Source organism: Bradyrhizobium sediminis (assembly GCF_018736085.1).
Taxonomy (GTDB): domain Bacteria; phylum Pseudomonadota; class Alphaproteobacteria; order Rhizobiales; family Xanthobacteraceae; genus Bradyrhizobium; species Bradyrhizobium sediminis.
Genome location: NZ_CP076134.1, coordinates 4,851,361 through 4,875,234, shown reverse-complemented (window position 1 = coordinate 4,875,234; position 23,874 = coordinate 4,851,361). Strand labels below are relative to the sequence as shown.

29 protein-coding genes are annotated in these 23,874 nt (G+C 65.0%); 15 read left to right on the top strand and 14 right to left on the bottom strand.

Annotated elements, in window-relative coordinates; translation table 11 throughout:
- Nucleotides 1-2 precede the first annotated feature (2 nt).
- The 11 genes from KMZ29_RS23485 to KMZ29_RS23435 form a co-directional block, all read right to left on the bottom strand.
- Entirely contained in the window at nucleotides 3-158 is a 156-nt protein-coding gene (locus KMZ29_RS23485; protein ID WP_215621424.1) for a hypothetical protein, read from the bottom strand.
- A 48-nt stretch (nucleotides 159-206) separates the two neighbouring features.
- The gene (locus KMZ29_RS23480; protein WP_215621423.1) at nucleotides 207-1,211 is read right to left on the bottom strand and encodes a formate dehydrogenase subunit gamma; all 1,005 of its coding nucleotides are present in this window, start codon (nucleotides 1,209-1,211) and stop codon (nucleotides 207-209) included.
- A 69-nt stretch (nucleotides 1,212-1,280) separates the two neighbouring features.
- On the bottom strand, nucleotides 1,281-1,877 hold the full coding sequence (fdh3B, locus tag KMZ29_RS23475; RefSeq protein WP_215613396.1) for a formate dehydrogenase FDH3 subunit beta: 597 nt from the start codon (nucleotides 1,875-1,877) through the stop codon (nucleotides 1,281-1,283).
- 14 nt (nucleotides 1,878-1,891) lie between these two features.
- The gene (locus KMZ29_RS23470; protein ID WP_215621422.1) at nucleotides 1,892-4,858 is read right to left on the bottom strand and encodes a formate dehydrogenase subunit alpha; all 2,967 of its coding nucleotides are present in this window, start codon (nucleotides 4,856-4,858) and stop codon (nucleotides 1,892-1,894) included.
- 13 nt (nucleotides 4,859-4,871) lie between these two features.
- Nucleotides 4,872-5,102, bottom strand: a complete 231-nt coding sequence (locus KMZ29_RS23465) for a hypothetical protein (protein WP_215621421.1) — start codon at nucleotides 5,100-5,102, stop codon at nucleotides 4,872-4,874.
- 31 nt (nucleotides 5,103-5,133) lie between these two features.
- Entirely contained in the window at nucleotides 5,134-5,922 is a 789-nt protein-coding gene (locus KMZ29_RS23460; protein WP_215621420.1) for a molecular chaperone TorD family protein, read from the bottom strand.
- Between the two features lie 122 nt (nucleotides 5,923-6,044).
- Nucleotides 6,045-6,740, bottom strand: a complete 696-nt coding sequence (locus KMZ29_RS23455; protein WP_215621419.1) for a DUF3306 domain-containing protein — start codon at nucleotides 6,738-6,740, stop codon at nucleotides 6,045-6,047.
- Complete coding sequence (locus tag KMZ29_RS23450) at nucleotides 6,737-7,255, bottom strand: DUF3305 domain-containing protein (RefSeq protein WP_249779771.1); 519 nt, start codon at nucleotides 7,253-7,255, stop codon at nucleotides 6,737-6,739. The genes KMZ29_RS23455 and KMZ29_RS23450 overlap by 4 nt, the downstream gene beginning before the upstream one ends.
- Before the next feature lie 25 nt (nucleotides 7,256-7,280).
- Nucleotides 7,281-8,300, bottom strand: a complete 1,020-nt coding sequence (locus tag KMZ29_RS23445; RefSeq protein ID WP_215621418.1) for a DUF6352 family protein — start codon at nucleotides 8,298-8,300, stop codon at nucleotides 7,281-7,283.
- The gene (locus KMZ29_RS23440) at nucleotides 8,297-8,872 is read right to left on the bottom strand and encodes a DUF6505 family protein (RefSeq protein WP_215621417.1); all 576 of its coding nucleotides are present in this window, start codon (nucleotides 8,870-8,872) and stop codon (nucleotides 8,297-8,299) included. Before KMZ29_RS23440 ends, KMZ29_RS23445 begins: the two co-directional genes overlap by 4 nt.
- A 7-nt stretch (nucleotides 8,873-8,879) precedes the next feature.
- Nucleotides 8,880-9,635: a biotin/lipoate--protein ligase family protein gene (locus KMZ29_RS23435; protein WP_215621416.1), complete on the bottom strand. Its 756-nt coding sequence runs from the start codon at nucleotides 9,633-9,635 to the stop codon at nucleotides 8,880-8,882.
- Between the two features lie 191 nt (nucleotides 9,636-9,826).
- Between KMZ29_RS23435 and KMZ29_RS23430 the strand changes: the two genes are divergently transcribed.
- The 3 genes from KMZ29_RS23430 (at nucleotide 9,827) to KMZ29_RS23420 (ending at nucleotide 13,298) form a co-directional block, all read left to right on the top strand.
- Nucleotides 9,827-11,869 carry a 4Fe-4S binding protein gene (locus KMZ29_RS23430; RefSeq protein ID WP_215621415.1) on the top strand — a complete coding sequence of 681 codons (2,043 nt, stop codon included), beginning with the start codon at nucleotides 9,827-9,829 and terminating at the stop codon, nucleotides 11,867-11,869.
- A 3-nt stretch (nucleotides 11,870-11,872) separates the two neighbouring features.
- Nucleotides 11,873-12,724: an Mrp/NBP35 family ATP-binding protein gene (locus KMZ29_RS23425; RefSeq protein ID WP_305855080.1), complete on the top strand. Its 852-nt coding sequence runs from the start codon at nucleotides 11,873-11,875 to the stop codon at nucleotides 12,722-12,724.
- Between the two features lie 115 nt (nucleotides 12,725-12,839).
- Nucleotides 12,840-13,298, top strand: a complete 459-nt coding sequence (locus KMZ29_RS23420) for a hypothetical protein (RefSeq protein ID WP_215621414.1) — start codon at nucleotides 12,840-12,842, stop codon at nucleotides 13,296-13,298.
- Between the two features lie 62 nt (nucleotides 13,299-13,360).
- Here KMZ29_RS23420 and KMZ29_RS23415 read toward each other — a convergent pair whose 3' ends face one another.
- Nucleotides 13,361-14,326 carry a 2-hydroxyacid dehydrogenase gene (locus tag KMZ29_RS23415; protein ID WP_215621413.1) on the bottom strand — a complete coding sequence of 322 codons (966 nt, stop codon included), beginning with the start codon at nucleotides 14,324-14,326 and terminating at the stop codon, nucleotides 13,361-13,363.
- A 152-nt stretch (nucleotides 14,327-14,478) separates the two neighbouring features.
- Between KMZ29_RS23415 and KMZ29_RS23410 the strand changes: the two genes are divergently transcribed.
- The 6 genes from KMZ29_RS23410 to KMZ29_RS23385 all read left to right on the top strand — a co-directional run bounded on the left by KMZ29_RS23410 (nucleotide 14,479) and on the right by KMZ29_RS23385 (nucleotide 18,180).
- Nucleotides 14,479-14,892 (top strand): bleomycin resistance protein, encoded by a 414-nt coding sequence (locus tag KMZ29_RS23410; protein WP_215621412.1) that lies wholly within the window; start codon nucleotides 14,479-14,481, stop codon nucleotides 14,890-14,892.
- 95 nt (nucleotides 14,893-14,987) lie between these two features.
- Entirely contained in the window at nucleotides 14,988-15,356 is a 369-nt protein-coding gene (locus KMZ29_RS23405) for a YciI family protein (protein ID WP_215621411.1), read from the top strand.
- Nucleotides 15,353-16,624 carry an RNA polymerase sigma factor gene (locus KMZ29_RS23400; protein WP_215621410.1) on the top strand — a complete coding sequence of 424 codons (1,272 nt, stop codon included), beginning with the start codon at nucleotides 15,353-15,355 and terminating at the stop codon, nucleotides 16,622-16,624. Before KMZ29_RS23405 ends, KMZ29_RS23400 begins: the two co-directional genes overlap by 4 nt.
- A gap of 111 nt (nucleotides 16,625-16,735) precedes the next feature.
- Nucleotides 16,736-17,158, top strand: coding sequence for a DoxX family protein (locus KMZ29_RS23395; protein WP_215621409.1), 423 nt, complete (start codon nucleotides 16,736-16,738; stop codon nucleotides 17,156-17,158).
- 37 nt (nucleotides 17,159-17,195) lie between these two features.
- Nucleotides 17,196-17,732 (top strand): SRPBCC family protein, encoded by a 537-nt coding sequence (locus tag KMZ29_RS23390; RefSeq protein ID WP_215621408.1) that lies wholly within the window; start codon nucleotides 17,196-17,198, stop codon nucleotides 17,730-17,732.
- Nucleotides 17,733-17,769: 37 nt separating this feature from the next.
- On the top strand, nucleotides 17,770-18,180 hold the full coding sequence (locus KMZ29_RS23385) for a VOC family protein (RefSeq protein WP_215621407.1): 411 nt from the start codon (nucleotides 17,770-17,772) through the stop codon (nucleotides 18,178-18,180).
- Between the two features lie 114 nt (nucleotides 18,181-18,294).
- On the opposite strand, the gene KMZ29_RS23380 is transcribed toward KMZ29_RS23385, so the two are convergent.
- The gene (locus KMZ29_RS23380) at nucleotides 18,295-19,668 is read right to left on the bottom strand and encodes an MATE family efflux transporter (RefSeq protein WP_215621406.1); all 1,374 of its coding nucleotides are present in this window, start codon (nucleotides 19,666-19,668) and stop codon (nucleotides 18,295-18,297) included.
- Between the two features lie 94 nt (nucleotides 19,669-19,762).
- Entirely contained in the window at nucleotides 19,763-20,290 is a 528-nt protein-coding gene (locus KMZ29_RS23375) for a GNAT family N-acetyltransferase (RefSeq protein ID WP_215621405.1), read from the bottom strand.
- Between the two features lie 111 nt (nucleotides 20,291-20,401).
- Here KMZ29_RS23375 and KMZ29_RS23370 point away from each other — a divergent pair, with 111 nt between their 5' ends.
- The 6 genes from KMZ29_RS23370 (at nucleotide 20,402) to KMZ29_RS23345 (ending at nucleotide 23,845) form a co-directional block, all read left to right on the top strand.
- A complete protein-coding gene (locus KMZ29_RS23370; RefSeq protein ID WP_215621404.1) occupies nucleotides 20,402-20,998 on the top strand; it encodes a superoxide dismutase in 597 nt (198 codons plus the stop codon).
- Nucleotides 20,999-21,249: 251 nt separating this feature from the next.
- Nucleotides 21,250-21,624 (top strand): fluoride efflux transporter CrcB, encoded by a 375-nt coding sequence (crcB, locus tag KMZ29_RS23365; RefSeq protein ID WP_215621403.1) that lies wholly within the window; start codon nucleotides 21,250-21,252, stop codon nucleotides 21,622-21,624.
- A 115-nt stretch (nucleotides 21,625-21,739) separates the two neighbouring features.
- Nucleotides 21,740-22,345, top strand: coding sequence for a permease (locus KMZ29_RS23360; RefSeq protein ID WP_215621402.1), 606 nt, complete (start codon nucleotides 21,740-21,742; stop codon nucleotides 22,343-22,345).
- Entirely contained in the window at nucleotides 22,342-22,842 is a 501-nt protein-coding gene (locus tag KMZ29_RS23355) for a permease (protein WP_215621401.1), read from the top strand. The genes KMZ29_RS23360 and KMZ29_RS23355 overlap by 4 nt, the downstream gene beginning before the upstream one ends.
- A gap of 53 nt (nucleotides 22,843-22,895) precedes the next feature.
- Entirely contained in the window at nucleotides 22,896-23,084 is a 189-nt protein-coding gene (locus KMZ29_RS23350) for a hypothetical protein (protein WP_215621400.1), read from the top strand.
- Between the two features lie 2 nt (nucleotides 23,085-23,086).
- Complete coding sequence (locus tag KMZ29_RS23345) at nucleotides 23,087-23,845, top strand: metal ABC transporter ATP-binding protein (RefSeq protein WP_215621399.1); 759 nt, start codon at nucleotides 23,087-23,089, stop codon at nucleotides 23,843-23,845.
- The last annotated feature ends 29 nt before the right edge of the window (nucleotides 23,846-23,874 follow it).

Genomic DNA, 23,874 nt, shown 5'->3' with positions numbered 1-23,874 from the left:
AGTCAGCCCGGACCGACCAGGTTGTGGCCGGGATCGCCGACCCTGGCGCCGCTGGTCGTGAAGGCGACGGAACTCGGCTGCTGGATGCCGCTGAGAAATACCGCCATCCCGACGGCGACGACCGCCGCGAACACCAAGGCCGTAAGAAAGACTTTCATGGCACCACCCCAAGAACTACCCAAAGCGTTGAATTTGACCGGGCCGGCTCATTCAGCCGGCACGGCTGACGGGGCGGTTCCCGCGTGGCCCTTGGCCTGCTCTTCCTCGACCCAGAGCGAGTGATGCTGCTTGGCCCAGTTGAGATCGACCTCGCCGGTTCCCATCGCATCGAACGCGCCTTCCATCCCGATCGAGCCGATGTAGATGTGAGCCATCATGGCGGCGATGAACAGCATGGCGATCACGGCATGGATCACGGTCCAGAACTGCAGCGCCGTGACGTTGGCCGGAAGATAGGGAAACAGCAGGAACCAGCCGGACACCGACATCAGCGCGCCGCCGATGATCACGATCCAGAAGATGCCCTTCTGGCCGGCGTTGAAGCGCTTGGAAGGCGGGTGTTGACCCTTGGACAGCAGGCCGCCGCCCTGCTTCATCCATTCCAGATCGATCTTGCCTGGGATGTTATCCTTGATCCAGATCAGGAACATGATCACGAGGCCGACCATGAACGGGAACGCCAGGTAGTTATGGGCCAGTTTGGCGTAGGCCGACATGGCCGCGAAAGCGTCCGCGCCGAACAGCGGCAGGATGAGGATGCGGCCGAAACTGACGTTGAGGCCTGACAGCGCCAGAATGATGAAGCAGCTCGCCGTCAGCCAGTGGGTGAAACGTTCGAAACTGGCGAAGCGCAGGATATTCGTGCCTGCGAAACCATGGTCGATGCGAATCTTGCCGCGCACCATCATGAAGATCAGAAGCACAGCCAGCATCCCGATAATGGCGACGCCGCCGATGACCGGCAGCTTGCTGCGGTGGAAATCGCGCCAGTCGCGGCCGGCGGGCTGGATCAGGCTTGATGCCATCGCATCCGGAATGGTGATCCGGCCGCTGATCTTGTCGCCCTCCTTCAGCGCGTTCAGGAGCTTGTCCTCGTGGACGGCTTCGGCGGTGGGCTTGAAGGACAACTGCGCCGCGGCGGGCTGCGCGAACACGATCAATAGCGCGAACGCGGCACAGAGGGCTTTGAGAGTTGAAAGTGAGCCTGGCATTTGCACAACGCCTTTCGGTTGTTCGGGTTACGCGAGCGCCGCCACCGAGGGGGGCGGCGCCAATTGGCATCAGCCGGTCGGCGAATCGGCGTAGGCGGTTTTCCAACCCCACATGCCCGAGCCGTAACCGCGCTTCATCACGCGTTCCTTGTAGATTTCGGCGATGATCGCGCCGTCGCCGGCGAGCAGCGCCTTGGTCGAGCACATCTCGGCGCAAATCGGCAGCTTGCCTTCGGCGAGGCGGTTGGCGCCGTATTTGGCGTATTCGGCCGGCGTCGAGTCCGCCTCCGGTCCGCCGGCGCAATAGGTGCACTTGTCCATCTTGCCGCGCGATCCGAAGTTTCCGACCTTCGGGTATTGCGGCGCGCCGAACGGACAGGCGTAGAAGCAGTAGCCGCAGCCGATGCAGAGGTCCTTGGAGTGCAGCACCACGCCGTCGGCGGTGGTGTAGAAGCACGACACCGGGCAGACCGCGGCGCATGGCGCATCGGTGCAATGCATGCAGGCCATCGACACCGAGCGTTCGCCGGGCTTGCCGTCATTGATGGTGACGACGCGGCGGCGATTGATGCCCCACGGCACTTCATGTTCGTTCTTGCAGGCCGTCACGCAGGCGTTGCACTCGATGCAACGGTCGGCATCACAAAGAAATTTGACGCGAGCCATGATTTATTCTCCTCTCACGCCGATTGAATCTGGCACAGGGTCACCTTGCCCTCGTGCATGCCGGTGACCGGATCGTAGCCGTAGGTCGTGATCGTGTTCACGCTTTCGCCGAGCACGATCGGATCGTTGCCCTTCGGATATTTGCCGCGCTGGTCGACGCCCTGGAACCAGCCGGAGAAGTGGAACGGCATGAACGCCACGCCCTTGCCGACACGGTCGGTGACCAGCGCCTTGACCCGCGCCTTCGAGCTGTTTTCCGGGCCGAAGACCCAGACCCAACCGCCGTCCTTGATGCCGCGATCGGCGGCGTCCGCCGTGTTGACCTCGACGAACATGTCCTGCTGCAATTCGGCGAGCCATTTGTTCGACCGGGTTTCCTCGCCGCCGCCTTCGTATTCGACCAGACGTCCCGAGGTCAGGATGATCGGGAATTGCTTGGCAAGACCCTTGTCCACCGCGGCCTTCTGAATCGAGAAGCCGAGATTGGCGACGCGGAACTGACGGCCGTCCGGGCGCGTCGGATATTTGGCGACCAGTTCGGGACGCGGGGTGTAGATCGGCTCGCGATGCACCGGCACCGGATCGGGCAGGTTCCACGCCACCGCGCGAGCCTTGCCGTTGCCATAGGCCATCACGCCATGCTCCAGCGTGACGCGAATGATGCCGCCCGACAGATCGACCGCCCAGCCGACGCCGTCGGGATTGTTGCCGCCGATCTTGTTGATGGTGGCGAGTTCGGCCTCGGTGAGGTCCTTGTCCCAGCCGAGCTTCTTGAGCACGCCATAGGTGAATTCGGGATAACCGTCGGTCAGCTCCGAACCCTTGCTGTAGGAGCCTTCGGCCAGCAGATTGACCTTCTTCACCGAACCGTCCGGCTGCTTCTCGTCATACACCACGCCGAACCGCGCGCGGAACGTGCCGCCGCCATCCTTGGCGTGAAGGTTGGTGTTGTAGAGCGTGTGCGTGCCGGGATGCTTGATCGCGGGCGTCCCCCAGCACGGCCACGGCAGGCCGTAATAGTCGCCGCCGATCTCGGGCTCGTCGGTCTTGGCGCGCAGGGTCACCAGGTCGAACTTGCCCTGGTTCTTCATATGCGTTTTCAGCCGCTCCGGCGACTGGCCGGAATAGCCGGTCGAGAATCCGCCGCGGTTGATTTCGCGCAGCAGGTCCTCCGGAACGGGGCGATTGTTCTCGACCTTGATGTTCTTGAACATCGCGTCCGCAAAGCCGAGCTTCACCGAAAGCCGGTAGATGATCTCGTAATCGTCCTTCGATTCGAAGATCGGCTTGACGATCTGCTCGCCCCACTGCAGCGAACGGTTGGAAGCCGTGCGCGAGCCCGATGTCTCGAACTGGGTGCAGGCCGGCAAGAGATAGGTGCCGTTCTTGCGCTCGGAGATCGCGGCGAACGTCGTCGGATGCGGGTCGGCGACGACAAGCAGTTCGAGCTTCTCGAGGCCCTTCACCATTTCGGTCATGCGCGGCACGGTATTGCCGCCATGCCCCATGATGATCATGGCCTTCAGGCTGTCGCGCTGGTCGACGTCGTCGGGATTGGCGAGCGTCGCATCGAACCAGCGGGTCGACGGGATGCCCGGCAGCTCCATGTTCTGCTTGCGGGTGCGGGCCGGACGGCCCGCCTTGGCCGGCACTTCGTCGAAGCGCGACTGCAGGTAATCGTATCCGACCTCCCAGACCCGCGCCCAGTGCTTCCAGGCGCCCTCGACCAGGCCGTAATAGAGCGGCAGCGTCGTGATATCGAGGCCGAGATCGGTCGCGCCCTGCACGTTGCAATGGCCGCGGAAGATGTTGGCGCCGCCGCCGAACACGCCGACATTGCCGGTTGCCAGCAACAGATCGCAATAAGCGCGGACGTTGGCGGTGCCGACGGTGTGCTGGGTGCCGCCCATGCACCAGATGAAGGTCGAGGGCCGCTGCTTGGCGAAGGTCTCGGCGACCTTCTTCAGCTGGTCGCCGGGAATTCCGGTCACGCGTTCGACTTCTTCGGGCGTCCACTTGGCGACTTCGGCGCGGATCTGGTCCATGCCGTAGACGCGCTGCGCGATGAACTGCTTGTCTTCCCAGCCGTTGTTGAAGATGTGGTGCAGCATGCCCCAGATCACCGCGATGTCGGTGCCGCTGCGGAACCTGACATATTCGGTGGCGTGGGCGGCGGTGCGGGTGAAGCGCGGGTCGAGCACGAACACGTTGGCGCGGTTGAGCTCCTTGCCGGACAGGATGTGCTGCAAGGATACCGGATGCGCTTCGGCGGCATTCGATCCCATGAAGATGACCGTCTTCGAGTTTCGGATGTCGTTGTAGGAGTTGGTCATCGCGCCGTAGCCCCAGGTATTGGCGACGCCGGCGACGGTGGTCGAATGGCAGATACGGGCCTGGTGATCGACGGAGTTGGTGCCCCAGAACGCCGCGAACTTGCGGTACAAATAGGCGCCTTCGTTGGAGAACTTCGCCGAGCCGAGCAGATAGACGGAATCGGCGCCGGACTTGGCGCGAATCTCCATCATCTTGTCGCCGATCTCGTTGATGGCCAGGTCCCACGACACCTTCTGCCATTCGCCGTTGACCAGCTTCATCGGGTATTTCAGGCGGCGGTCGCCGTGCACGAGCTCGCGCACCGCCGCGCCCTTGGCGCAATGCGAGCCGCGATTGATCGGGCTGTCCCAGGCCGGCTCCTGGCCGACCCAGACGCCGTTCTGGACTTCGGCAATCACGGAGCACCCGACCGAGCAATGCGTGCAGATGTTCTTCTTGAGTTCGGTCGGTGCGCCCATGATCTGCGGACCGGCCTGCGCCTTGCGCACCGAGCCGAGCGGCATCAGGCCGAGCGCAGCGCCGGCGCCTGCGGCGAGGCCTGACCGGCGCAGGAACGTGCGGCGGTCGAGAACGCCCGAAGCCAGGCCTGCGGCGATACCCTGCAAACGCGCCCTATTTGCGGATCCATCTCTTCGCTTGATCAACATGTGCGTGGTCCCATCAATAGCGGTTGACGCGGTAGTAGTTCTTGACGTGATCGGTTTCCTTGTAGCGGGCCTTGACGCGCTCGGCCTGCGACTCGTCCGCCGCGGCCTCTTCGCTCGAAAGCGGCACCACCGCTGCGGCTGCGACCGCCGATCCGCCCATCAGGAAGAAGCGGCGCCGGTCCACGGCTGCCGCAGCCTGCGAGGGGCCTTTGCGGGGCGCCTTGCTGTCGGATGGCTTGCTCATAGCGATCTCCTCCCTCGGCTTGCCTTCGCCGTCACTCGGACAGCGTGAAGGCCTCGGATTCCAGTTCCATGAAGATGCGGCCGACACGGCCGACGGCACGGTAGAAGCGGGCTGACTGCGACATTTCGATGTCGGCGAACATCCGCGCCGCCCACGGCTTGAGATGGCGCTCGAAGAAGCGCGGCTGTTCGCTGAAGTCGGCCTCGAACTCGCCGCGCGCCAGCCCCGACATCACCTCGAGCAGGATCGCGATGTGATCTTCCGGCTCCCGCGAGATGCCTGCGCGCTCGATCCCGAGCGCATCCAGATCCTCGCGCACCCGCGCCAGCGGGCGCTCGTGCAGGAAGCCGGTCAGATAATAGGAGGCATAGGGCAGCAGTTCGCCGCGGCCGAGCCCGACGAACAGGTCGAAGAATTCCTTGCTGACGGCGCGATCGTCGGTCGCCGCCGCAAGGCTTGCGAGTTCGATATGCGCCATGCCGAGTTCGGACGCGTCGCCCTTCAGCGTCGCGACACGCTTCAGCGTGTCTGCGTCCGGCGCCTTGCCGAGCAGCAACGACAACAGGCCGTATTCGGCGGCGCGCAGCTGATCGATTTCGTCGACTTCGGATTTCGATATCACCTGATCCTCGGATGGTCCGTAGAGATCGGGGCGAAGGATGTAGCGATGCACCCGGGTCAGCGCCTCGACGGCGAGAACCCGTTCCGCGGGAATCCGGGACCACGCGGAAACCGATGGCTGCGCAATGCCAATGCCTCGCGCCAGCGACGCGACACCACCTGCTGCCTTGATTGCTTGTTCCAGACCGGCGTCACGCATGGTGCAACCGATTTCTCCCCCCGCCCATCGTGCCTCTTAATTGGGCATACACTTTGGAACTGGAATTATTCCAATTCGAAATTTGTAACATAGGCTTCGCCTATGTCGTCAAAAACTTTTGTCTAAACAATCGGTTTTGCAGTGCCATGGCGTCGCACCGCTTGCTGCGGTGCAGCAGAGTTGCTCGCTTCGGCTTCCGGCGTTCGCCCGGTTTCCTTGTCCCCGTCGTCGGCGCTGGAAGAACTCACCGCAGCCACTTCGTCGCCCAACCTTGACGTCTCGGTCGGCAGATCCGGCTTCGTTTGCTGCGTCGCATGATGCTCGGGAGATGGCGCGGGGCCGCTCGCCGCCGCATTGCCCGACTCGGCGGCCGGTATCGATGGGGCGGCTGCCGGCTCGCCGTTGCCCATGATCTGCGAAACCATCCGCGCGACATCCATGCCCGCGCCGAGTTCGCCCGAGCCCGGCACGCCGCCCGGCGTGTTCCAGTCATAGGCATATTCGAGCGCGGGATTGACGTAATTGCGGATCGCGGGGTCCAGCGCCCAGGATTTCCGTAGCGCCGCATTGCGCAGATGTTCGGGGACGCCCTTGCTCAGAAAACCGGTGATGTCGGTCGTTCCGGTCATGTCCTCGAGCTTCGGCAGGCTGGAGAGATCGAATTCCGGCGCGGCATCTTTTCCGGCGACCGGCTCAGGCAGCTGTTGGGCGTCGGCGGCCGGCGCGTCCGGTTTCGGCTCCGGCTGCCTGGCTTCCTGCTTGCGTTGCGACCACCGCGCCAGGAAGCCCTTGTCGTCGCCCTGGTCGGAACCGCTCATGTGCGGCGCTTTCCTTCATCCGGAATGCCGTCCGGCATGCCCCGGCGGTCGTCCGGCGCGCGATCCCGCTTGCGCTTGTGGAACACGCGTTCGACATGGAACTGATCGACAAAGGCGGCGATCCATGCGGCGATCTCCGGCGGCATCGGAACGGTGCCGATCACGTCGCAGCCGCTCTCGAACATCGCTTCGCCTTCGGTCGGATCGGCCGTGACCTTGGTCAGCTCGAGTTCCGGCCCGCCATCTTGGCGCCGCAGCGCGACCCAGATGCGCGGCTCGCCGTCGGCGAGATTGTCGCGATAATTGGCGGTGTCCGAACTGAACAGCTCGATGCAGGCCGGGCCCGCGTAATAAATCGTGGCGTCGGCCTGCGTGGACAGCACGGTCCATGGCGCGGTGGCCGGCACTTCGTCGAGGATCATCGCCGGCGACCACAGATGATCGATCCAGGGATTGTCGACCGGCCGGCGGCGCAGCACCACGCCGACTTCGCGGGAGGCTTCCGTCATCGCCATGGTCGATCCTCCGTCCTGCGGCCGGTCATGCCACATTTGCGGTCGCCGCCAGCGGCAGCCCGGCGACCAGATTCTGCGGCTTCAGGCGCACCACCTTGTCCGCGCCCATTGCCAGGATGAGATAGACCGGCTTGTTGCCGACGCGCTCGTCCACCAGCCGCGTGTCCTCGATCTCCAGGCGCATCAAGGCGACGATGCGCTCGGCGGCGTTGCCGTCCAGCGCGGCGCCGTTCCACAGGGCGTTGCCGATCCGCGTGCCTTCGCTGTCCAGCCCGATGAACCAGCGCCAGTCGCGGTCCTCGATCGAGGCCACGGTTTCGACCGTGACGGCAATGCCGAGCAGATGGGCGATCCAGCGTTCGATCACCCGGCACAGCCCGGCGCGCGCCTTCGGATTGCCGCCGATGTTCATCGCCATCGCATGGGCGTCCGAACGCGACCAGTAGGTCCAGGCGTTGTCGTCGTCCATCACGTCCATCTCGCCGAAGGCCTGCGGTTGCAGCATGGCCGTGAGCGGCGACGCATGCAGGTCGTGTTGGGTGTGTTGCTGTGCCTCGACGACCTCGGCGTCGGCCAACAGCAGCGTGCCCTCGTGCACGGTGGCGAGCTGGCTGCGGTAGAACAATTCGGCCGCGCGCAGCGTGTAGGGATCGTCGCAACCCTCGAGCGCGTTGCGCAATATCAGATGGCAGAGCTGGGACAGAAAGATCGGCGGCAGGTCGGCCGCGCCCTTGCGCGCCAGCGTCACATACACCGCCTCCAGCGACGGTGCCGCGACCAGCCGATCGCGAAAATTCAACATGAAGGTCCAGTTCTCGCGCGCGTCGGCGTCGGCGAGCGCTGCGATATCGGCTCTTGTCACCGGGCGCAGCGGATCGGCCAGCAGGCTTGCATGCAGATCGCGTTCGGCATCGCAGGCATCATCCGGCGGCATCAGTTCGGGCCGCGCCAGATAGGCCATGATCAGTTCGGGCGTCGCCACGAGCCCGCCATGATCGCCGCGGCGTGTCAGGTGATGGCCCGAGGCGACCCAGAACTCTCTCATCTGCGATCCCTCGTCATGCGGTCTGTCCTGATCATTCCAAGAAGATCGACCTGTTCGGCAGGTTCATCGTCGCCTTCCACCTCGTGAAAGGTAAAGGCGCTGGCAGGGGTGTGCAAGGAACCGGCACCCGCCGCTGCCTCGCGCGGCCGCAGCGTGCGAAATCGCTCGCGGATTTCACCGTCTTCGACGCTGCGCTGCACCCCGAGCAGGGTTTGCGGAGCGTGATCGCATAGCGAGGCCGCGAACGCGACCTCTTCCTCGGCGGCAAGCCGCGCGGCCTCGGCATCGGGCGCGCCGAATTTCTCCAGCAGCTGCCCCGCGAGGCGCTCGACCATTGCCTGGCGCTCGGCTTCGCTCGCCTCGGTCACGATCGCAAGCGTCGACCAGCCGAGGCTGTCGATGCCGAGGAACCCTGAACGCAGCGCCACCCGCTGCTTCTGGTTGAGCACGGCCGGGTCCCGGTTCCAGAACACGAACGCGCCGGAGACCGCCCATTCGCCCGGTTCCGCCGCCCGCTCGAATACGAACGTATCCGACGGGTCGAGCCTGATGGTTCGCGGCAATTTCAACATCTCCGCCTCATCCGAATTTCGGACCGCGCGCCTGGCGATCATACCAATCGGCTCGCGCCAGCGCATCCACGAGGCTGTTCCGGTCGGGCGGCCCGCTGCCGGCAGGCACGTTGACCAGGAGATCGCCGTTGCGGTCGATCGCGCGGCGTTCACCGGCCTTGCGCTTCGGAAGCCGCTCCAGATAGTCCCGCGCGATCGCCTCGAAGCCGCGCTCGTTCCAGCGGTCGAACGCGGTCATCAGATGACGGGCGAAGCTCTCGACGATCGCGTCGGTGTCGATCATTTCGAAACCCTCGCTCAACAGCGAAACGCCGGATGCGGCTTGCACCTCTTCGACATGCGCCATGTCGGCCGCACGCAGGATGACGCCGAACACCAGCCAGGCCGGGATATCGTCCTCGGCGCAATCCGCAGGGATGCCGAGCCGCGCGCCACCCAACAGCCCGCCATCGAACCGGATCGCGTCGGGCCAGTCGAAATTCACCTCCCGTTCCGGTGGGCAATGGGCAGCGATGGCGTCCGCCACCGCATTCATGCCGGCAAAGAACGCCCGGCGCGCCGATACCAGCGGTTCGTCGGGTTCGAGCACCACGGCGAATTCGACCAGGTCGTAGCGCCGCACCCAGATCAGCGTTCCCGCGCCGGCCTCCGGCGCAATCGCGCATCCGTGAACGAACGCGTCGCCGAGTTCGCGCAACGCGACCAAAGTATAGCCGGGGGGCAGATCGAGTGTCTGCTTTACCTCGGCGGGACGCGGCATCATCGGAAACTCATCCTTAATGGCTTTGTATTCAGCCAGTGTATGCTATCCCGGTCGGCGCGGTGACGCGAGCGCTCCCGGCGTTGCAGGTCCTGGCGTTGCAGATCCTGGCCTTGCAGAACTTCGCTCCAGCAGGTACCGCGGAACCGTAGAGCTAGCAACCGCGCGGGCGCGCCGGTTCAGGATAAGTTATAATGAGTGAGGCATCGTCCCATCTCCTGATCTGCAGCTGCGAGAAGACCATGCCGCTCGACGCGGCGACGATCGGACGCGGCTGCGGCGGCAGGATCACGCAGGCGAACCAGCTCTGCGGCCTCGAACTCGACCGCTTCAGGCAAGCGCTTGCCGACGGCGCACCGGTCACCGTCGCCTGCACCCAGGAAGCGCCGCTATTTCGCGAGGTCGCGGAAAATTTACCGCAGGCCGAACTCACCTTCGTCAACATCCGCGAAACCGGCGGCTGGTCGAAGGACGCCGCCGCAGCCGGCCCGAAGGCCGCGGCGCTGATCGCGGCGGCGGGCGAGGACATGCCGCCGATCTCGCTGGTGACGCTGGAGAGCAGCGGCGTCGCGCTGATCTATGGCCGCGACGAGGTCGCCATCGAGGCCGCCCAGCGGCTCGCCGACCGTCTCGACATCACCGTGCTGCTGACAAAACCCGGCGACGTGACGCCGCGCCGGACCAACGAGTTCCCGGTGTTCAAGGGCACCATCCGCAACGCCCGTGGATATCTCGGCGCGTTCGAACTCGATATCGACGATTATGCGCTGCCATCGCCGTCGTCGCGCGCCAGACTCGTATTCGGGCCTTCGCGCGACGGCGCCACGTCGACCTGCGACCTGGTCCTCGACCTTTCCGGCGGTGCGCCGCTGTTTCCCGCGCATGAATTGCGCCCGGGTTACCTGCGCGCCGATCCGCGCGACCGCGCCGCGGTCGAACGCGCGATCGCCGATGCCGGCGGTCTGGTCGGCACCTTCGACAAGCCGCGCTTCGTTCATTTCGAAGCGTCGCTGTGCGCCCATTCGCGCTCCGGCATCACCGGCTGCACGCGCTGTCTCGATCTCTGCCCGACCGGCGCGATCACGCCCGATGGCAATTCGGTCGCCATCGACGCCAATGTCTGCGCCGGCTGCGGCTCCTGTGCGTCGGCTTGCCCGACCGGCGCGGCATCCTATTCGCTGCCCGGCGCGGATGCGCTGATGCGGCGGCTGCGCACGCTGCTGCAGACCTATCGCAAGGCCGGCGGCAGCGACGCCATCGTGCTATTCCACGACGGCAAGCACGGCGAAGACATCATCGACGCGCTGGCGCGGTTCGGCGCCGGACTGCCGGCCAACGTGCTTCCGGTCCGCCTCAACGAAGTGACGCAGCTCGGACCGGAGAATATCGCCGCTGTCTTTGCCTATGGCGGCAGCGGTGTCGCCGTGGTGACGCGCGCCAGACCCAAGCACGACATTGCGGCGCTGCGCCGCGCGGTCGAGACATCGGATGCCGTCATATCGGCGCTCGGCTTCGGCGCCGGCCTGGTGCGCATCCTCGAAACCGACGATCCCGACCAGTTGCGCAGCCTTCTCGATGCGACGCCTGCCGGCATCGCGACGCAGAAGCCCGCCGGCTTCGTTCCGCGCGGCGCCAAGCGCGGCGTGCTGGAGACCATTTTCCGCGAACTGCATCTGTCAGCACCCGCGCCGGTCGATATCGTGCCGCTACAAGCGGGCGCGCCGTTCGGCGGCGTGAAGCTCAATGTCGAGGGCTGCACGCTCTGCCATGCCTGCGTCACCGCCTGTCCGACCCATGCGCTGTCCGACAATCCCGATCGCGCCATGCTGCGCTTCACCGAAAGCCTCTGCGTGCAGTGCGGGCTGTGCGAATCGACCTGTCCCGAGAAAGTCATCACGCTGGAGCCACGGCTCGATTTCAAGGCCTGGAACGCGCCGCTGACGGTGCTGAAGGAAGAAGAGCCCTTCAACTGCATCGCCTGCGGCAAGCCGTTCGGCACCAAAAGCTCGATCGACCGCGTGCTCGCCAAGCTCGGCGACAAGCACTGGATGTTCCAGGGCGCCAACGCCCGGCGGCTCGACGTCATCAAGATGTGCGCGGATTGCCGGGTCGAAGCCGTGGTCAACGAGAGTTTCGATCCGCATGCGGCGCCGCAGCGCCCGCCGGTCATGACCACGGAAGATTATTTGCGCGCGCGCGATGCCAAGAAGGGCGATCCGCTGGATTCGAAGGGATAGATCGTGTCCGCCACTCCGCCCACCATGCAGGCCCGTGCGACCTCGAAGGCCGCAGACATTCCCGGCGTCAAGCACGTCATCGCGGTCGCGTCAGGGAAGGGCGGCGTCGGCAAGTCGACCACTTCCTGCAACCTCGCGCTCGGCTTCGCCGCGATGGGTCTGAAGGCCGGCATCCTCGACGCCGACATCTACGGTCCGTCGCAACCAAGACTGTTCGGCCTGCGCGGCAAGCCGCGCCAGATCGGCCCGCGCATGCTGGAGCCGATGGAGCGGTTCGGCGTCAAGGTGATGTCGATCGGCTTTCTGGTCGAGGAAGACAACGCCATGATCTGGCGCGGACCGATGGTGATCTCGGCGATCACGCAGATGCTGCGCGAAGTGGCGTGGGGCAATCTCGATGTCCTGGTCGTCGACTTGCCGCCCGGCACCGGCGATGCGCAGCTCACCATGGCGCAGCAGGTGCCGCTATCGGGCGCGGTGATCGTCTCGACGCCGCAGGACATCGCGCTGATCGACGCGCGGCGCGGCATCGCGATGTTTCAGAAGGTGAACATCCCGATTCTGGGCGTGATCGAGAACATGTCGAGCTTCTGCTGCCCGACCTGCAACCATGTGACGCCGATCTTCGGCCATGGCGGCGCGCGGCTCGAGGCCGAACGCCGCGGCATCCCCTATCTCGGCGAGATCCCGCTCGACATCAAGATCCGCGAGACCTCCGACGAGGGCCGCCCGGTTGTCGCGACCGAGCCCGACGGCGTCCATGCCAGGCACTTTGTCGAGATCGCCCGTACCATCTGGTCGGCGATTTCGACCGGCGCGGCGAGCCGTCCGGCGCCGCGCATCGTCATCGAGTAGGTGCCCGCTTGCGGCGTTCGGGGCCGATGGCTTAGGCGAAAAAAATTCCCGCGCCGTGTCGGTTTCTCACGATACCGTTCGTCATGGTGTCGTGGTTTCAGAACAGGAGCTCAGAGTGTCAACCGAACAATTGAAGGGTACCACCTTAGGCGATCACGGGATCGTCGCCACGCCGCCGCGCCGGCGGTGGCGCAGCGCGGCGGCAATCCTGCTGGGCTTCGTCGCGGTGGTCGTGCTCTCGCTCGGCACCGATCAGGTGCTGCATGTGCTCAGGGTCTATTCGCCCTGGGGCGAACCGATGAAGGACACAGGGCTGCTGCTTTTGGCGCTGTCGTACCGGATCGTCTACACCGTGGCCGGCGGCTACATCGCCGCAAGGCTCGCGCCGAATGCGCCGATGCGTCATGCCGTCATCCTGGGACTGATCGGGCTCATCCCGGGGACGGCCGGCATCGTTGCCGCCGCCAGCACGGAGCTCGGTCCGCTCTGGTACCCGGTCGTGCTTGACCTCGCTGGCTTGCCTTGTTGCTGGCTTGGCGGCGTCCTGCACCGCGCGACGCAAGCCGGGCGATGAGGCGCGCGGCTGCTACCATTGGGAGAGCATTCCCCGGACGACGACAGAATTGTCGCAGTTCGCTAATACCCCCGCGCCGGATCGACGACGTTGTCCAGCGCGGCGCCGGCCTCGAAACGTTCGATCTGGCGCGCGACATATTTCGAGATTTCGTCGGGATCGGTATCGGCGGCGTTGTGCGGCGTCAGCACGACCTTCGGATGGGTCCAGAACGGACTGTCCGCCGGCAGCGGTTCCATGGCGAAGACATCCAGCGACGCGGCGCCGAGCGTGCCGTCGTCGAGACATGAAAGAATGTCGGCCTCATTCTGCAATCCGCCGCGGCCGGCGTTGATCAGCACCGGCGCGCCGAGCGGGCCGTCGCGGTTGAGTTGTGCGAACAATCCGCGATTCAGGATGTGCCGCGTATCCGGCGTCAGCGGCAGCAGGCAGACCAGAATATCGGTTCGTGCGAGAAACGGCGCGAGCTGCGCTTGCCCGTGGAAGCATTCGATGCCCTCGATCCGCCGGGCGCTCCGGCTCCAGCCCGCCACGCGGAAACCTATTCGTTTCAGCACTTCGGCGGCGTCGGATCCGAGCGCGCCGAGGCCCATGACGCCGACCGAAATCGCGTTCGCCGGCCATTGAAATTTCGGCTGCCAGCGTTTTTCGCGCTGGCTGGCCCGCAGGTAAAGCTCCTGCCGGTGATGCATCAGCACGTGAAGGGTGACGTATTCCGTCATGCGCTGGGTGAGGTCGCCGACCGCGACGCGAACCAGCGGCACTTTCGGCAGGCTCGAATCGGCCATCAGCGCATCGACGCCCGCGCCCAGGTTGAAAATGGCGCGCAGGTTCGGAAACGCCGCAAGTTCGCCCGGAGCCGGCTTCCAGACCGCGGCATAGTGAACATCGGCCGGATCGAACGCCGCATCGGGCAGCAGCAGCACCCGCCGGTCGCCGCAGACATCGTCGAAACGGCCCTTCCATCGTTGCGGAGACCAGTTTTCGGTGCCGCCGTGTATCAGCAGGGCGAGCGCGCCTTTGTTCATCGGATTTTTGTGTCCCAGGCTGGCGGAATCTGCGGCGACCTTACCGGGGCGCGCCTCCCGTGCAAAAACATTTCTGGCTTGCTGCGTCGTCGTCTCTCTTAAGTCGTCCTGCAGCCGTTTGTCGGAACGTATCTGCGATGATACGCTTTCCTATGCGCGCCAAGCTCGTCCCCGAATTTGTCTGCTCGAACTTCGAAGAAAGCCTTCGCTTCTACACTGGGCTGTTGGGATTTCGCGTCCTCTATTCCCGTCCGGAAGAGCGCTTCGCATATTTGGAACGTGATGGGGCCGAGCTGATGCTCGAGGAGCCCGTTGGCAAAGACCGCCTATGGCCGCGCGCGGAGTTGACCTACCCATTCGGCCGAGGAGCTAATTTCCAGATTCAAGTTGCTGACGTCATAGACTTGCATGCAAGAGTTCTGGCGGCTGACGTTGTGGTGTTTTTGCCGCTTGAAGACCGGTGGTATCGGCGAGAAAACGACGAAATTGGCGTCAAGCAATTTGCGGTCCAGGATCCGGATGGCTACCTCCTGCGATTTTCACAGGTGATCGGCGAGCGTCGCTAATTGCGATTGAGAGAATCGCGAACGATAAATATTTCCGCTATCCTGTCGGGAGCCTCTGCACTCACTCGTCTTCCAATCAAACCGGAACCTCTCGCATGCTTTACGCCATTCTCTGCTATCACGACGAAGACACCGTCGGATCCTGGACCAAGGAACAGGACGCCGCCGTCATGAGCAAACTTGCCGTCGTGCAGGACAAACTGAAAAAACAGGGGCGGCTCGGGCCGGTGGCGCGGCTGCTGCCGACGACCTCGGCGACCACGTTGCGCAAGGACGATCCGCCTCTCGTGCTCGATGGCCCCTATGCCGAAACCAAGGAACAATTGCTCGGCTTCTACATCGTCGACTGCAACAACCTCGATGAGGCGCTCGACGTCGCGCGCGATCTCGGGGCCGCCAATCCCGGCGGCGCCTACGAAATCCGCCCCGTTGGGCTGTTGAACCCCGGGAGCATCAAGCCGTGACCGACGCCGCCTGGATCGATGCCGCGCTGACCTCGGCGCGTCCCCAGGCGGTCGGCGCGCTGTTGCGCTATTTCCGCGATCTCGACACCGCCGAGGAAGCCTTCCAGAACGCGTCCTTGCGCGCGTTGAAGAGCTGGCCGCAAAACGGTCCGCCGCGCGATCCCGCGGCATGGCTGATCATGGTCGGCCGCAATGTCGCGATCGACGACATCAGGCGCAACCGCAGGCAGCAGCCGCTGCCCGAGGACGAGGCGATCTCCGATCTCGACGACGCCGAGGACGCGCTGGCCGAGCGGCTCGACGGCTCGCATTACCGCGACGACATCCTGCGGCTGCTGTTCATCTGCTGTCATCCGGATCTGCCGGCGACGCAGCAGATCGCGCTCGCCTTGCGCATCGTCTCGGGGTTGACCGTCAAACAGATCGCGCGCGCCTTCCTGGTCTCTGAGGCGGCGATGGAGCAGCGCATCACCCGGGCAAAGGCGCGCGTTGCCGACGCCGACGTGCCGTTCGAGACCCCGGGCGCCGTGGAGCGCTCCGAGCGGCTCTCCGCGGTGGCGGCGATGATCTATCTGGTCTTCAACGAGGGCTATTCGGCCAGTGGCGACACCGCCGAGATTCGCAGCACCCTGTGCGAGGAGGCGATCCGGCTGGCGCGGCTGCTGTTGCGGCTGTTCCAGGGCGAACCCGAGATCATGGGACTGACGGCATTGCTGTTGCTGCAGCACGCCCGCGCGGCGGCGCGCTTCGACGCCGAGGGCGCGGTGATCCTGCTCGACGACCAGGACCGCAGCCTGTGGAACCAGAAGATGATCGCGGAGGGGCTGGCGCTGATCGACAAGGCGATGCGCCACCGCCGCAGCGGACCCTATCAGATCCAGGCGGCGGTCGCGGCGCTGCATGCCCGTGCCGCCAGGCCCGAAGACACCGACTGGACCCAGATCGATCTGCTCTATGGCGCGCTGGAGGTGATGCAGCCGTCGCCGGTGGTGACGCTCAACCGCGCGGTCGCGGTGTCCAAGGTGCGCGGGGCCGAGGCCGCGCTCGAGATGATCGAGCCGCTGTCGTCGCGGCTGTCGAATTACTTCCATTTCTTCGGCGTGCGCGGCGCGTTCCTGATGCAGCTCGGCCGCAACGAGGAGGCCCGCGTCGCCTTCGACCGCGCCATCGCGCTCGCCAACACCTCGGCGGAGGCCGCCCACATCAGGATGCATCTCGACCGCCTGATGCGCGACAGCGCGCCCCGCGGCGCCAAGGCGGGGAAGTAGGGGAGAGGGGAAAAAGGGAGGCGGTCGCAATAATTTCGCTCCCCCCTGTCGGTTTCCGCCGCTCCCGTTCGTCCTTGGATTGTGTATCAGCAATCCCCGACGGAGCCGACCATGACGACGATCGCCGAGACCGCGGCAAGCCCGGAGATTTCAAAGCCCGCACAGTGGACCGGCCGTGTCCTCAGCGGCCTCGTCATTGTGTTCCTGCTGTTCGACGGCGCCATCAAGCTGGTGCCGTGGCCGGTGGTCACGGAAACCATGGACAGGATGGGCTATGGTTCGAGCGAAAGCCTGGCGCGGACACTCGGTGTCATCACCGTCGCCTGCACCGTGCTCTATGCGATTCCGCCGACCTCGATTCTCGGGGCCATCCTGTTGACCGGCTATCTCGGCGGCGCGATGGCATCGCATGTCAGGATCGGCAGTCCGCTGTTCAGCCACACGCTGTTCGGATTCTATCTGGGCCTGATGGTGTGGGGCGGGCTGTGGCTGCGCGACAGAAACTTGCGCGGCTTGATGCCCTGGCAGCGTTGATTTACCTCGCCGACGATTCACCGATACGGAGTTTGCCATGTTGAAGGCCATTGCCATCATTGCCGTCGTGCTTGCGATTGCGATCGCTATCGTGCTGATCCTCGCTGCGACCAAGCCGGATACGTTCGCCGTGAGGCGCGCCATCACGGTCAAGGCGCCGCCGGAAAAGATCTTTCCGCTGATCAACGATTTTCACCAGTGGGGATCGTGGTCGCCTTACGAACACAAGGATCCCGCGATGAAGCGCACTTTCAGCGATGTGGGGAGCGGCAAGGGCGCGGTCTATGCGTGGGAGGGCAACAAGAACGTCGGTTCCGGCCGCATGGAAATCCTGGACGCGCCGGCGCCGTCGAAGATCGCCATCAAGCTCGATTTTTTCACGCCGTTCGAAGCCCACAACACCGCTGAATTCACAATGCTGCCGCAGGGCGATGCCACCCGTCTGACATGGCTGATGCATGGTCCCGCGTCCCTGATGTCGAAGGTGATGCAGGTCTTCATCAACCTGGACGACATGGTCGGCAAGGATTTTGAAATCGGTCTCGCCAATCTGAAGCGGCTCGCCGAAAAATGAGCTTCGGTGCGGCGTCAAGTCACCCTAGGAGCAAGCGATGCAGGTCAATCCCTATCTCTTCTACAACGGCAATTGCGAAGCGGCGTTGAAATTCTACGCGAAGGTGCTCGGCGCCAGGATCGATGCAATGCTGACCTATGAGGGCGGGCCCGCGGAGATGCCGATCCCTCCGGAATGGAAGAAGAAGGTCATGCACGCCAGGATATCGATCGACGGCGAAGTGCTGATGGCCTCCGACGCAACTCCGGGCAATTTCCACCAGCCGCAGGGATTCGCGGTCTCCCTGCAGGTCGAGGATCCCGCCGACGCCGAGCGCCGGTTCAAGGCGCTGGCCGAGGGCGGCACCATCAACATGGCGTTCGGCAAGACTTTCTTCTCCAAGGGTTTCGGCATGTGCGTCGATCAGTTCGGCACGCCCTGGATGGTCAACTGCCCGATGGAAGAATAGATTTTCTCGAACCACGAGGCCCGGATGTGTGTTCAGGCGCTGAGCCTCTCCGAAAAGCAGGCCTGCATAGCAACAAATCGAATTTCTGCAATGTCGTATCGGCCTGCTCGCGGATCATTTACCCCAGCGCGTCAGGCGGACCGAAGCGGCCACGCCGAGGCCGAACAGCACCATGGCGGCGCCGGCCAGCGCGAACAGCGTCCATGCCGGAGCGTCGATCGACACCAGCCACCAGCCGCCGAGCCCGACCAACAGCAAGCGGCCTGTTCCCGCCAGCACCGGGCCGCCGACCTTCGCCGCGCCCTGCGAAGCGAAATAGAGACAGGTGCCCAGCCCGAAGAACCCGAATGCCGGACCGGCCCAGGCGAAATAGGAATAGGCGGCGGCGGTGACGCCGGGATCGCTGGTGAACAGCGACACCCAGAGCACCGGTTCTGCCGCCACGATCAGGCCGATCAGCCCGATGGTGAGGGCCGATGCTGCGCCCGCGGTCCACGCCACCTTGCGGGCGCGCGCGACGAGGCCGGCGCCGACGGCCATGCCGACCATCGGCACCGAGGCGACGCCGAAGGCGAACGAAATCGGGGTCAGCAGGAATTCGAGCCGCGAGCCCATGCCGTAGCCGGCGAGCGTCGCGGTGCCGAAGCCGGCGAGGATCCTGGTGAAGATCAGGATGGTCAGCACGCTCTGCAGCGGCGCCACGCAGGAGATCGCGCCGACCTTCAGGATGTCGAGGAACATGGCGCGCTGAAATCTGAAGGCGCGGAAATCGAGCGTCAGCCGGCTGCGGCCGCTGACGAGGACCCAGGCGAGAAATATCGCCCCGAGCGAGAACGCGATCAGTTGTCCGGCGGCGACGCCGCGCATGCCGAGTTGCGGCAGCCCGGCGAGACCAAGACCCAATGTGCCGCCGGCCACGACCTGAACCAGGGCGGTGCCGATCAATGTTGCCGACGGCAGCCGCATGTCGCCGGTGCCGCGCAGCACCGAGGACAGCGTATTGACCAGCCAGATCGAGACCGCGCCGGAAAACAGCACCTGCGAATATTGCAGGGCCTGTTCGAGCACGCCGCCGCGCCCGCCCAGCAGCATGAAGAACCCGCGGCCGAACAGCAGCATGACAGCGGTGAAGAACAGTCCGCCGAGCAGGCCGATCATGGCCGCGTGCAGCGCCAGCGTCGCCGCGCGCTCGCGGTCGCCGGCGCCGAGCGCGCGGCTGATCGCCGACGAAACGCCGCCGCCCATGGCGCCCGCCGACATCATCTGCGTCAGCATCACGAAGGGGAACACCAGCGCGATGGCGGCCAGGGGTTCGATGCCGAGACGGCCGATATAGGAGGTTTCGGCGACCGCCACCAAGGTGGTGCCGAACATCGCGACGATATTCGGAAAGGCCAGCTTCAGCAGGGTCGGCAGGATCGGCGACGTCAGCAGGCCGTTGGCGGGGATGCCGGCCGGGGGCGCCTCAGGCGAGGCCTTGATGGTCATGCAGCACCGGCCATTCAGGCGTCAGCGGACAACAAAATGATGACCGACATATTATGGGCCGCCGCCTGCGACCGCCACCCCGCGGCGCGCATGGTCACCAAGGCAGGCCGCATAGGTCGATGACGCCTTGCCGCGGCGCGCGCGTGAAGTCGAGCACGAAGGGCGCCATCGCCTCGAAGCGAATGCGTCCCCCGGGCTGCTCGGCGTAGACCTCGCCGGTGAAGCGGTGCCAGCCGCGCGCCCGGTAGAACGCGAAATTGTGCGGTTCGCAGAACAACAGTGCGAACTGCACCGCCTCGTGGTCGCGCATGGTCCGTACCGCGGCGTTCAGCGCGAGGCTGGCATAGCCCTGGCCGCGGCAGTCCTCGCGGGTCATGACCCCGCCGATGCCGCCGGCCTGCATCTTGCGGCCGTCCAGGGTGACGTCGCGGAAATAAATTCCGACATGGCAGGCCAGCCCGCCTTCGGGTCGTTCGATCAGCACGCGGAGGTCGGCATGGGCCCACTGGACATGGCCCCAAGACAGCTTTTCCATGACATGGGGCGACCAGACCGCATCGAACAGCGGCTCCGCCACGGGCCACGATGCGTCTCCGTTCAATACGTCGATCTCGATGCTCATTGTGCTCAATCCCTGCGCTGCCCGGACCCAATTTGCTGTGTTTAAGATCGATGGAACCTTCTATAAGGGGTCCCGTTAAGTCACGTCTCCCATCATTGCGGACATCATCCCATGACCTTCACGCTTCCCAACCTTCCTTATGCCTATGACGCGCTTGCTCCTCATATGTCGCAGGAAACGCTGGAATACCATCACGACAAGCATCATCAGGCCTATGTGACCAACGGCAACAATCTGCTGAAGGGCACCGAATTCGAGGGCAAGTCTCTCGAGGAGATCGTCAAGGGCTCGTTCGGCAAGAATGTGCCGCTGTTCAACAATGCCGGCCAGCACTACAACCACCTGCATTTCTGGAACTGGATGAAGCCCAATGGCGGCGGCAGCAAACTGCCGGGCCGTCTGGAAAAGAAGATCAACGAGGACCTCGGCGGGCTGGAGAAGTTCAAGACCGATTTCGCCGCCGCCGGCGTCGGCCAGTTCGGCTCGGGCTGGGCATGGCTGTCGGTCAAGAACGGCAAGCTCGAAATCTCCAAGACCCCGAACGGCGAAAACCCGCTGGTGCATGGCGCCACTCCGATCCTCGGCGTCGACGTCTGGGAGCACTCCTATTACATCGATTATCGCAACCGCCGCCCGGACTATCTCAAGGCGTTCGTCGATCATCTGGTGAACTGGGAATATGTCGACCAGCTGTTCTCGAAGGCGTGAGACTAACCACTGTCATTCCGGGGCGATGCGCAGCATCGAACCCGGAATCTCGAAGTGATCGAGAGTTGCAAGACAAGGTCGAGATTCCGGGTTCGCGCCTCCGGCGCGCCCCGGAATGACGGAATCTTCCCGGGGCGGCAGCATCGCGCTGCCGCCCTTTCGTTTGCGCAGGCATCCCGTGATCCTTGCGGGGACCGCGGCCTTGCGGCAAAACCTGTGATGCCGGTGCCCGGATCCTTGGAAAGCTTGCGATGAACTATCTTCTGGTTTTTGTCGGCGGCGGGCTTGGCGCGTCGCTGCGCCATTTCGTCAACGTGGTCTGCGCGCGCGGGCTCGGCACGGCGTTTCCCTGGGGCACCTTCATCATCAATGTCTCGGGCTCCCTCGTGATGGGGCTGATCGCCGGCTACCTCGCCTTCAAGGGCGAAGCTTCGCAGCCCTGGCGGCTGTTCCTGATGACCGGCATTCTCGGCGGCTACACCACCTTCTCGGCGTTCTCGCTCGATACTGCGCTGCTCTACGAGCGGGGCGAGATCGGATCGGCGCTGTTCTACGTGCTGGGCTCGGTGCTGTTGTCGATCGCCGGCCTGTTCGCCGGCCTCGCGCTGGTCCGCCATCTGGCGTGAACAATCCCGCATGGGCCTTCATCAGGCGCGCATGGGTTTCGTCACTGTTCCGTTTGATTCGCTGTGCCGGCGCGACTAAGCAGGATCAGCCGCTTCACCCCCCAGACCGATTGCCTTGTCAGAATCACCCCTGAAAGACCCGGCGCCCGCCGACGACGCCGCGGACTCAGAGCCGCGCGCCGGACGCGTCCGCAAGCCGATCGGCTGGTCGATGATCGTGATCGCGGTGCTGGTCGCGGTCAGCGTGGTGCTGGTCTGGAGGCGCGATGGCATCCACGGCGTCACCGAAATCCTGACCAGCGATCTCGAGCTGTTCGGCGGCATCCTGCCGCGCGTGCTGGCGGGCTGCCTGCTCGGCGCGTTCCTCGCCGAGATATTGCCGCACGAGAAAGTGTCGCGATCGCTCGGGCCCAACTCCGGCCTGAAGGGATTGCTGATCGGGACCGCGTTCGGCGCCATCCTGCCGGGCGGACCGTTCACCGCCTATCCGGTGGCGGCGGCGCTGCTCACCGTCGGCGCCGATTTCGGCGCCATCATCGCGATGGTGGTGAGCTGGACGCTGCTCGGCTATGGCCGGGCGATTTCCTGGGAATTGCCGATTCTGGGCACCGACTTCACGCTGTGGCGGATCGCGATCTCGCTGCCGATCCCGGTGCTGGCCGGCGCGCTCGGCCGCTTCGTCTATATCAGGATGTATCCGAAGGGCGCGCCGCCATCATGACCGCCGCCCTGATCATCGACATCAGTTTGTGGGGCTCGGTTGCGGTGCTCGGCTTCATGGTCTGGCAGCGCGGCCGCACGGTGCTGACGGCGGCGGCGCGCGAAGGCTCCATGGACTTCATCAACATCGTGCCGCGCATCGCGCTCGGCGTGATCGGCGCCGGCTATATCGCGGCGGTGCTGCCCCAGGAGGTCATCACCGGCTGGTTCGGGCCTGACAGCGGCTGGCTCGGCGTGCTCACCGCGACCGTCGCGGGCGCCGCGACGCCGGGCGGCCCGGTGATCGGCTTCTCGCTCGGCGCGGTGGCCCTGAAGGCCGGCGGCGGCGCGCCGCAGGTCATCGCCTATGTCGTCGCCTGGGCGCTGTTCGCCTTCCAGCGGCTGATTCTCTGGGAAATCCCGTTTATGCCGGCCCGCTTCGTCTGGTTCCGCGCGGCGGTGTCGCTGCCGTTCCCGTTGCTGGCCGCGGCCATCGCGATGGCGATCGGGAAGCCTTGAGGACTGAAACCGGCTCCATGGACATCCGTTATGTTATAATATAACATTTCGCTATGGTTCCTTCCCATTCCCACAACCATGACCATAGCCATGACCACGCCCACAGCCACGGGCCGTCGTCCCCGCATCCGGCGCAGGCCGCACCCTGGTCGATCCTGCGCATGACCGTGATGGCGCGGCTTGGTGCGGCGCTCGCGGTCAGCGCCGTCCTGTGGGCCGTCGTGCTGTTGGCGATGAGGTGAGCATGGCCGCGCAGCTCAAATTCCGCGACGTCACGCTCGGCTACGACCGGCACCCGGCCGTGCACCACCTCGACGGCGAGGTCGCCTCCGGCGCGTTGCTCGCGCTCGTCGGTCCCAACGGCGCCGGCAAGTCGACGCTGCTTCGAGGGCTGGTCGGCATCCTCAAGCCGCTGGCGGGCTCTATCTCCCTTGGCAATCTCAACGTCCGCGATATCGCCTATCTGCCGCAGACCGCCGATATCGACCGCAGCTTTCCGATCTCGGTGTACGATTTCGTCGGCACCGGACTGTGGCGCAGCACCGGATTCTTCGGCGGCATGGGTAAATCGGCGCGCGACAAGATTGCGCAAGCGCTCGCCGCCGTCGGCCTCAACGGTTTCGAGAACCGCCCGATCGGCACGCTGTCGGGCGGGCAGATGCAGCGCATGCTGTTCGCGCGGGTGCTGCTGCAGGACGCGCGGCTGATCGTGCTCGACGAGCCCTTCAACGCCATCGACACCAGGACTTCGGCCGACCTGCTCGATCTGGTGCGGCGCTGGCACGCCGAGGGGCGCACCGTGCTGGCGGCGCTGCATGACATGGATCTGGTGCGCGCCCATTTTCCGGAAACCCTGCTGCTGGCGCGCGGCCCGGTGGCGTGGGGGCCGACCGCCGAGGTGCTGACCGCGGCGAATCTCAGCGAGGCCCGCCGGATGTGCGAAGCGTTCGACGACAGCGCGGCGGCTTGCGCCGTCGACGACATGCCGTCGCGGGCGGCCTGACCGTGGCGATCTATGACGCGCTGGTCGCG

Coding starts and splice junctions, on each gene's coding strand:
- KMZ29_RS23355 (WP_215621401.1), top strand. CDS start 22,342: ATGACCGCCGCCCTGATCATCGACATCAGTTTGTGGGGCTCGGTTGCG.
- KMZ29_RS23410 (WP_215621412.1), top strand. CDS start 14,479: ATGCGCGCCAAGCTCGTCCCCGAATTTGTCTGCTCGAACTTCGAAGAA.
- KMZ29_RS23380 (WP_215621406.1), bottom strand. CDS start 19,668: ATGACCATCAAGGCCTCGCCTGAGGCGCCCCCGGCCGGCATCCCCGCC.
- KMZ29_RS23435 (WP_215621416.1), bottom strand. CDS start 9,635: ATGATGCCGCGTCCCGCCGAGGTAAAGCAGACACTCGATCTGCCCCCC.
- KMZ29_RS23470 (WP_215621422.1), bottom strand. CDS start 4,858: ATGTTGATCAAGCGAAGAGATGGATCCGCAAATAGGGCGCGTTTGCAG.
- fdh3B (WP_215613396.1), bottom strand. CDS start 1,877: ATGGCTCGCGTCAAATTTCTTTGTGATGCCGACCGTTGCATCGAGTGC.
- KMZ29_RS23375 (WP_215621405.1), bottom strand. CDS start 20,290: ATGAGCATCGAGATCGACGTATTGAACGGAGACGCATCGTGGCCCGTG.
- KMZ29_RS23415 (WP_215621413.1), bottom strand. CDS start 14,326: ATGAACAAAGGCGCGCTCGCCCTGCTGATACACGGCGGCACCGAAAAC.
- KMZ29_RS23350 (WP_215621400.1), top strand. CDS start 22,896: ATGGTTCCTTCCCATTCCCACAACCATGACCATAGCCATGACCACGCC.
- KMZ29_RS23390 (WP_215621408.1), top strand. CDS start 17,196: ATGTTGAAGGCCATTGCCATCATTGCCGTCGTGCTTGCGATTGCGATC.
- KMZ29_RS23440 (WP_215621417.1), bottom strand. CDS start 8,872: ATGTTGAAATTGCCGCGAACCATCAGGCTCGACCCGTCGGATACGTTC.
- KMZ29_RS23450 (WP_249779771.1), bottom strand. CDS start 7,255: ATGGCGATGACGGAAGCCTCCCGCGAAGTCGGCGTGGTGCTGCGCCGC.
- KMZ29_RS23395 (WP_215621409.1), top strand. CDS start 16,736: ATGACGACGATCGCCGAGACCGCGGCAAGCCCGGAGATTTCAAAGCCC.
- KMZ29_RS23370 (WP_215621404.1), top strand. CDS start 20,402: ATGACCTTCACGCTTCCCAACCTTCCTTATGCCTATGACGCGCTTGCT.
- KMZ29_RS23485 (WP_215621424.1), bottom strand. CDS start 158: ATGAAAGTCTTTCTTACGGCCTTGGTGTTCGCGGCGGTCGTCGCCGTC.
- KMZ29_RS23465 (WP_215621421.1), bottom strand. CDS start 5,102: ATGAGCAAGCCATCCGACAGCAAGGCGCCCCGCAAAGGCCCCTCGCAG.
- KMZ29_RS23445 (WP_215621418.1), bottom strand. CDS start 8,300: ATGAGAGAGTTCTGGGTCGCCTCGGGCCATCACCTGACACGCCGCGGC.
- KMZ29_RS23385 (WP_215621407.1), top strand. CDS start 17,770: ATGCAGGTCAATCCCTATCTCTTCTACAACGGCAATTGCGAAGCGGCG.
- crcB (WP_215621403.1), top strand. CDS start 21,250: ATGAACTATCTTCTGGTTTTTGTCGGCGGCGGGCTTGGCGCGTCGCTG.
- KMZ29_RS23455 (WP_215621419.1), bottom strand. CDS start 6,740: ATGAGCGGTTCCGACCAGGGCGACGACAAGGGCTTCCTGGCGCGGTGG.
- KMZ29_RS23405 (WP_215621411.1), top strand. CDS start 14,988: ATGCTTTACGCCATTCTCTGCTATCACGACGAAGACACCGTCGGATCC.
- KMZ29_RS23430 (WP_215621415.1), top strand. CDS start 9,827: ATGAGTGAGGCATCGTCCCATCTCCTGATCTGCAGCTGCGAGAAGACC.
- KMZ29_RS23460 (WP_215621420.1), bottom strand. CDS start 5,922: ATGCGTGACGCCGGTCTGGAACAAGCAATCAAGGCAGCAGGTGGTGTC.
- KMZ29_RS23480 (WP_215621423.1), bottom strand. CDS start 1,211: ATGCCAGGCTCACTTTCAACTCTCAAAGCCCTCTGTGCCGCGTTCGCG.
- KMZ29_RS23345 (WP_215621399.1), top strand. CDS start 23,087: ATGGCCGCGCAGCTCAAATTCCGCGACGTCACGCTCGGCTACGACCGG.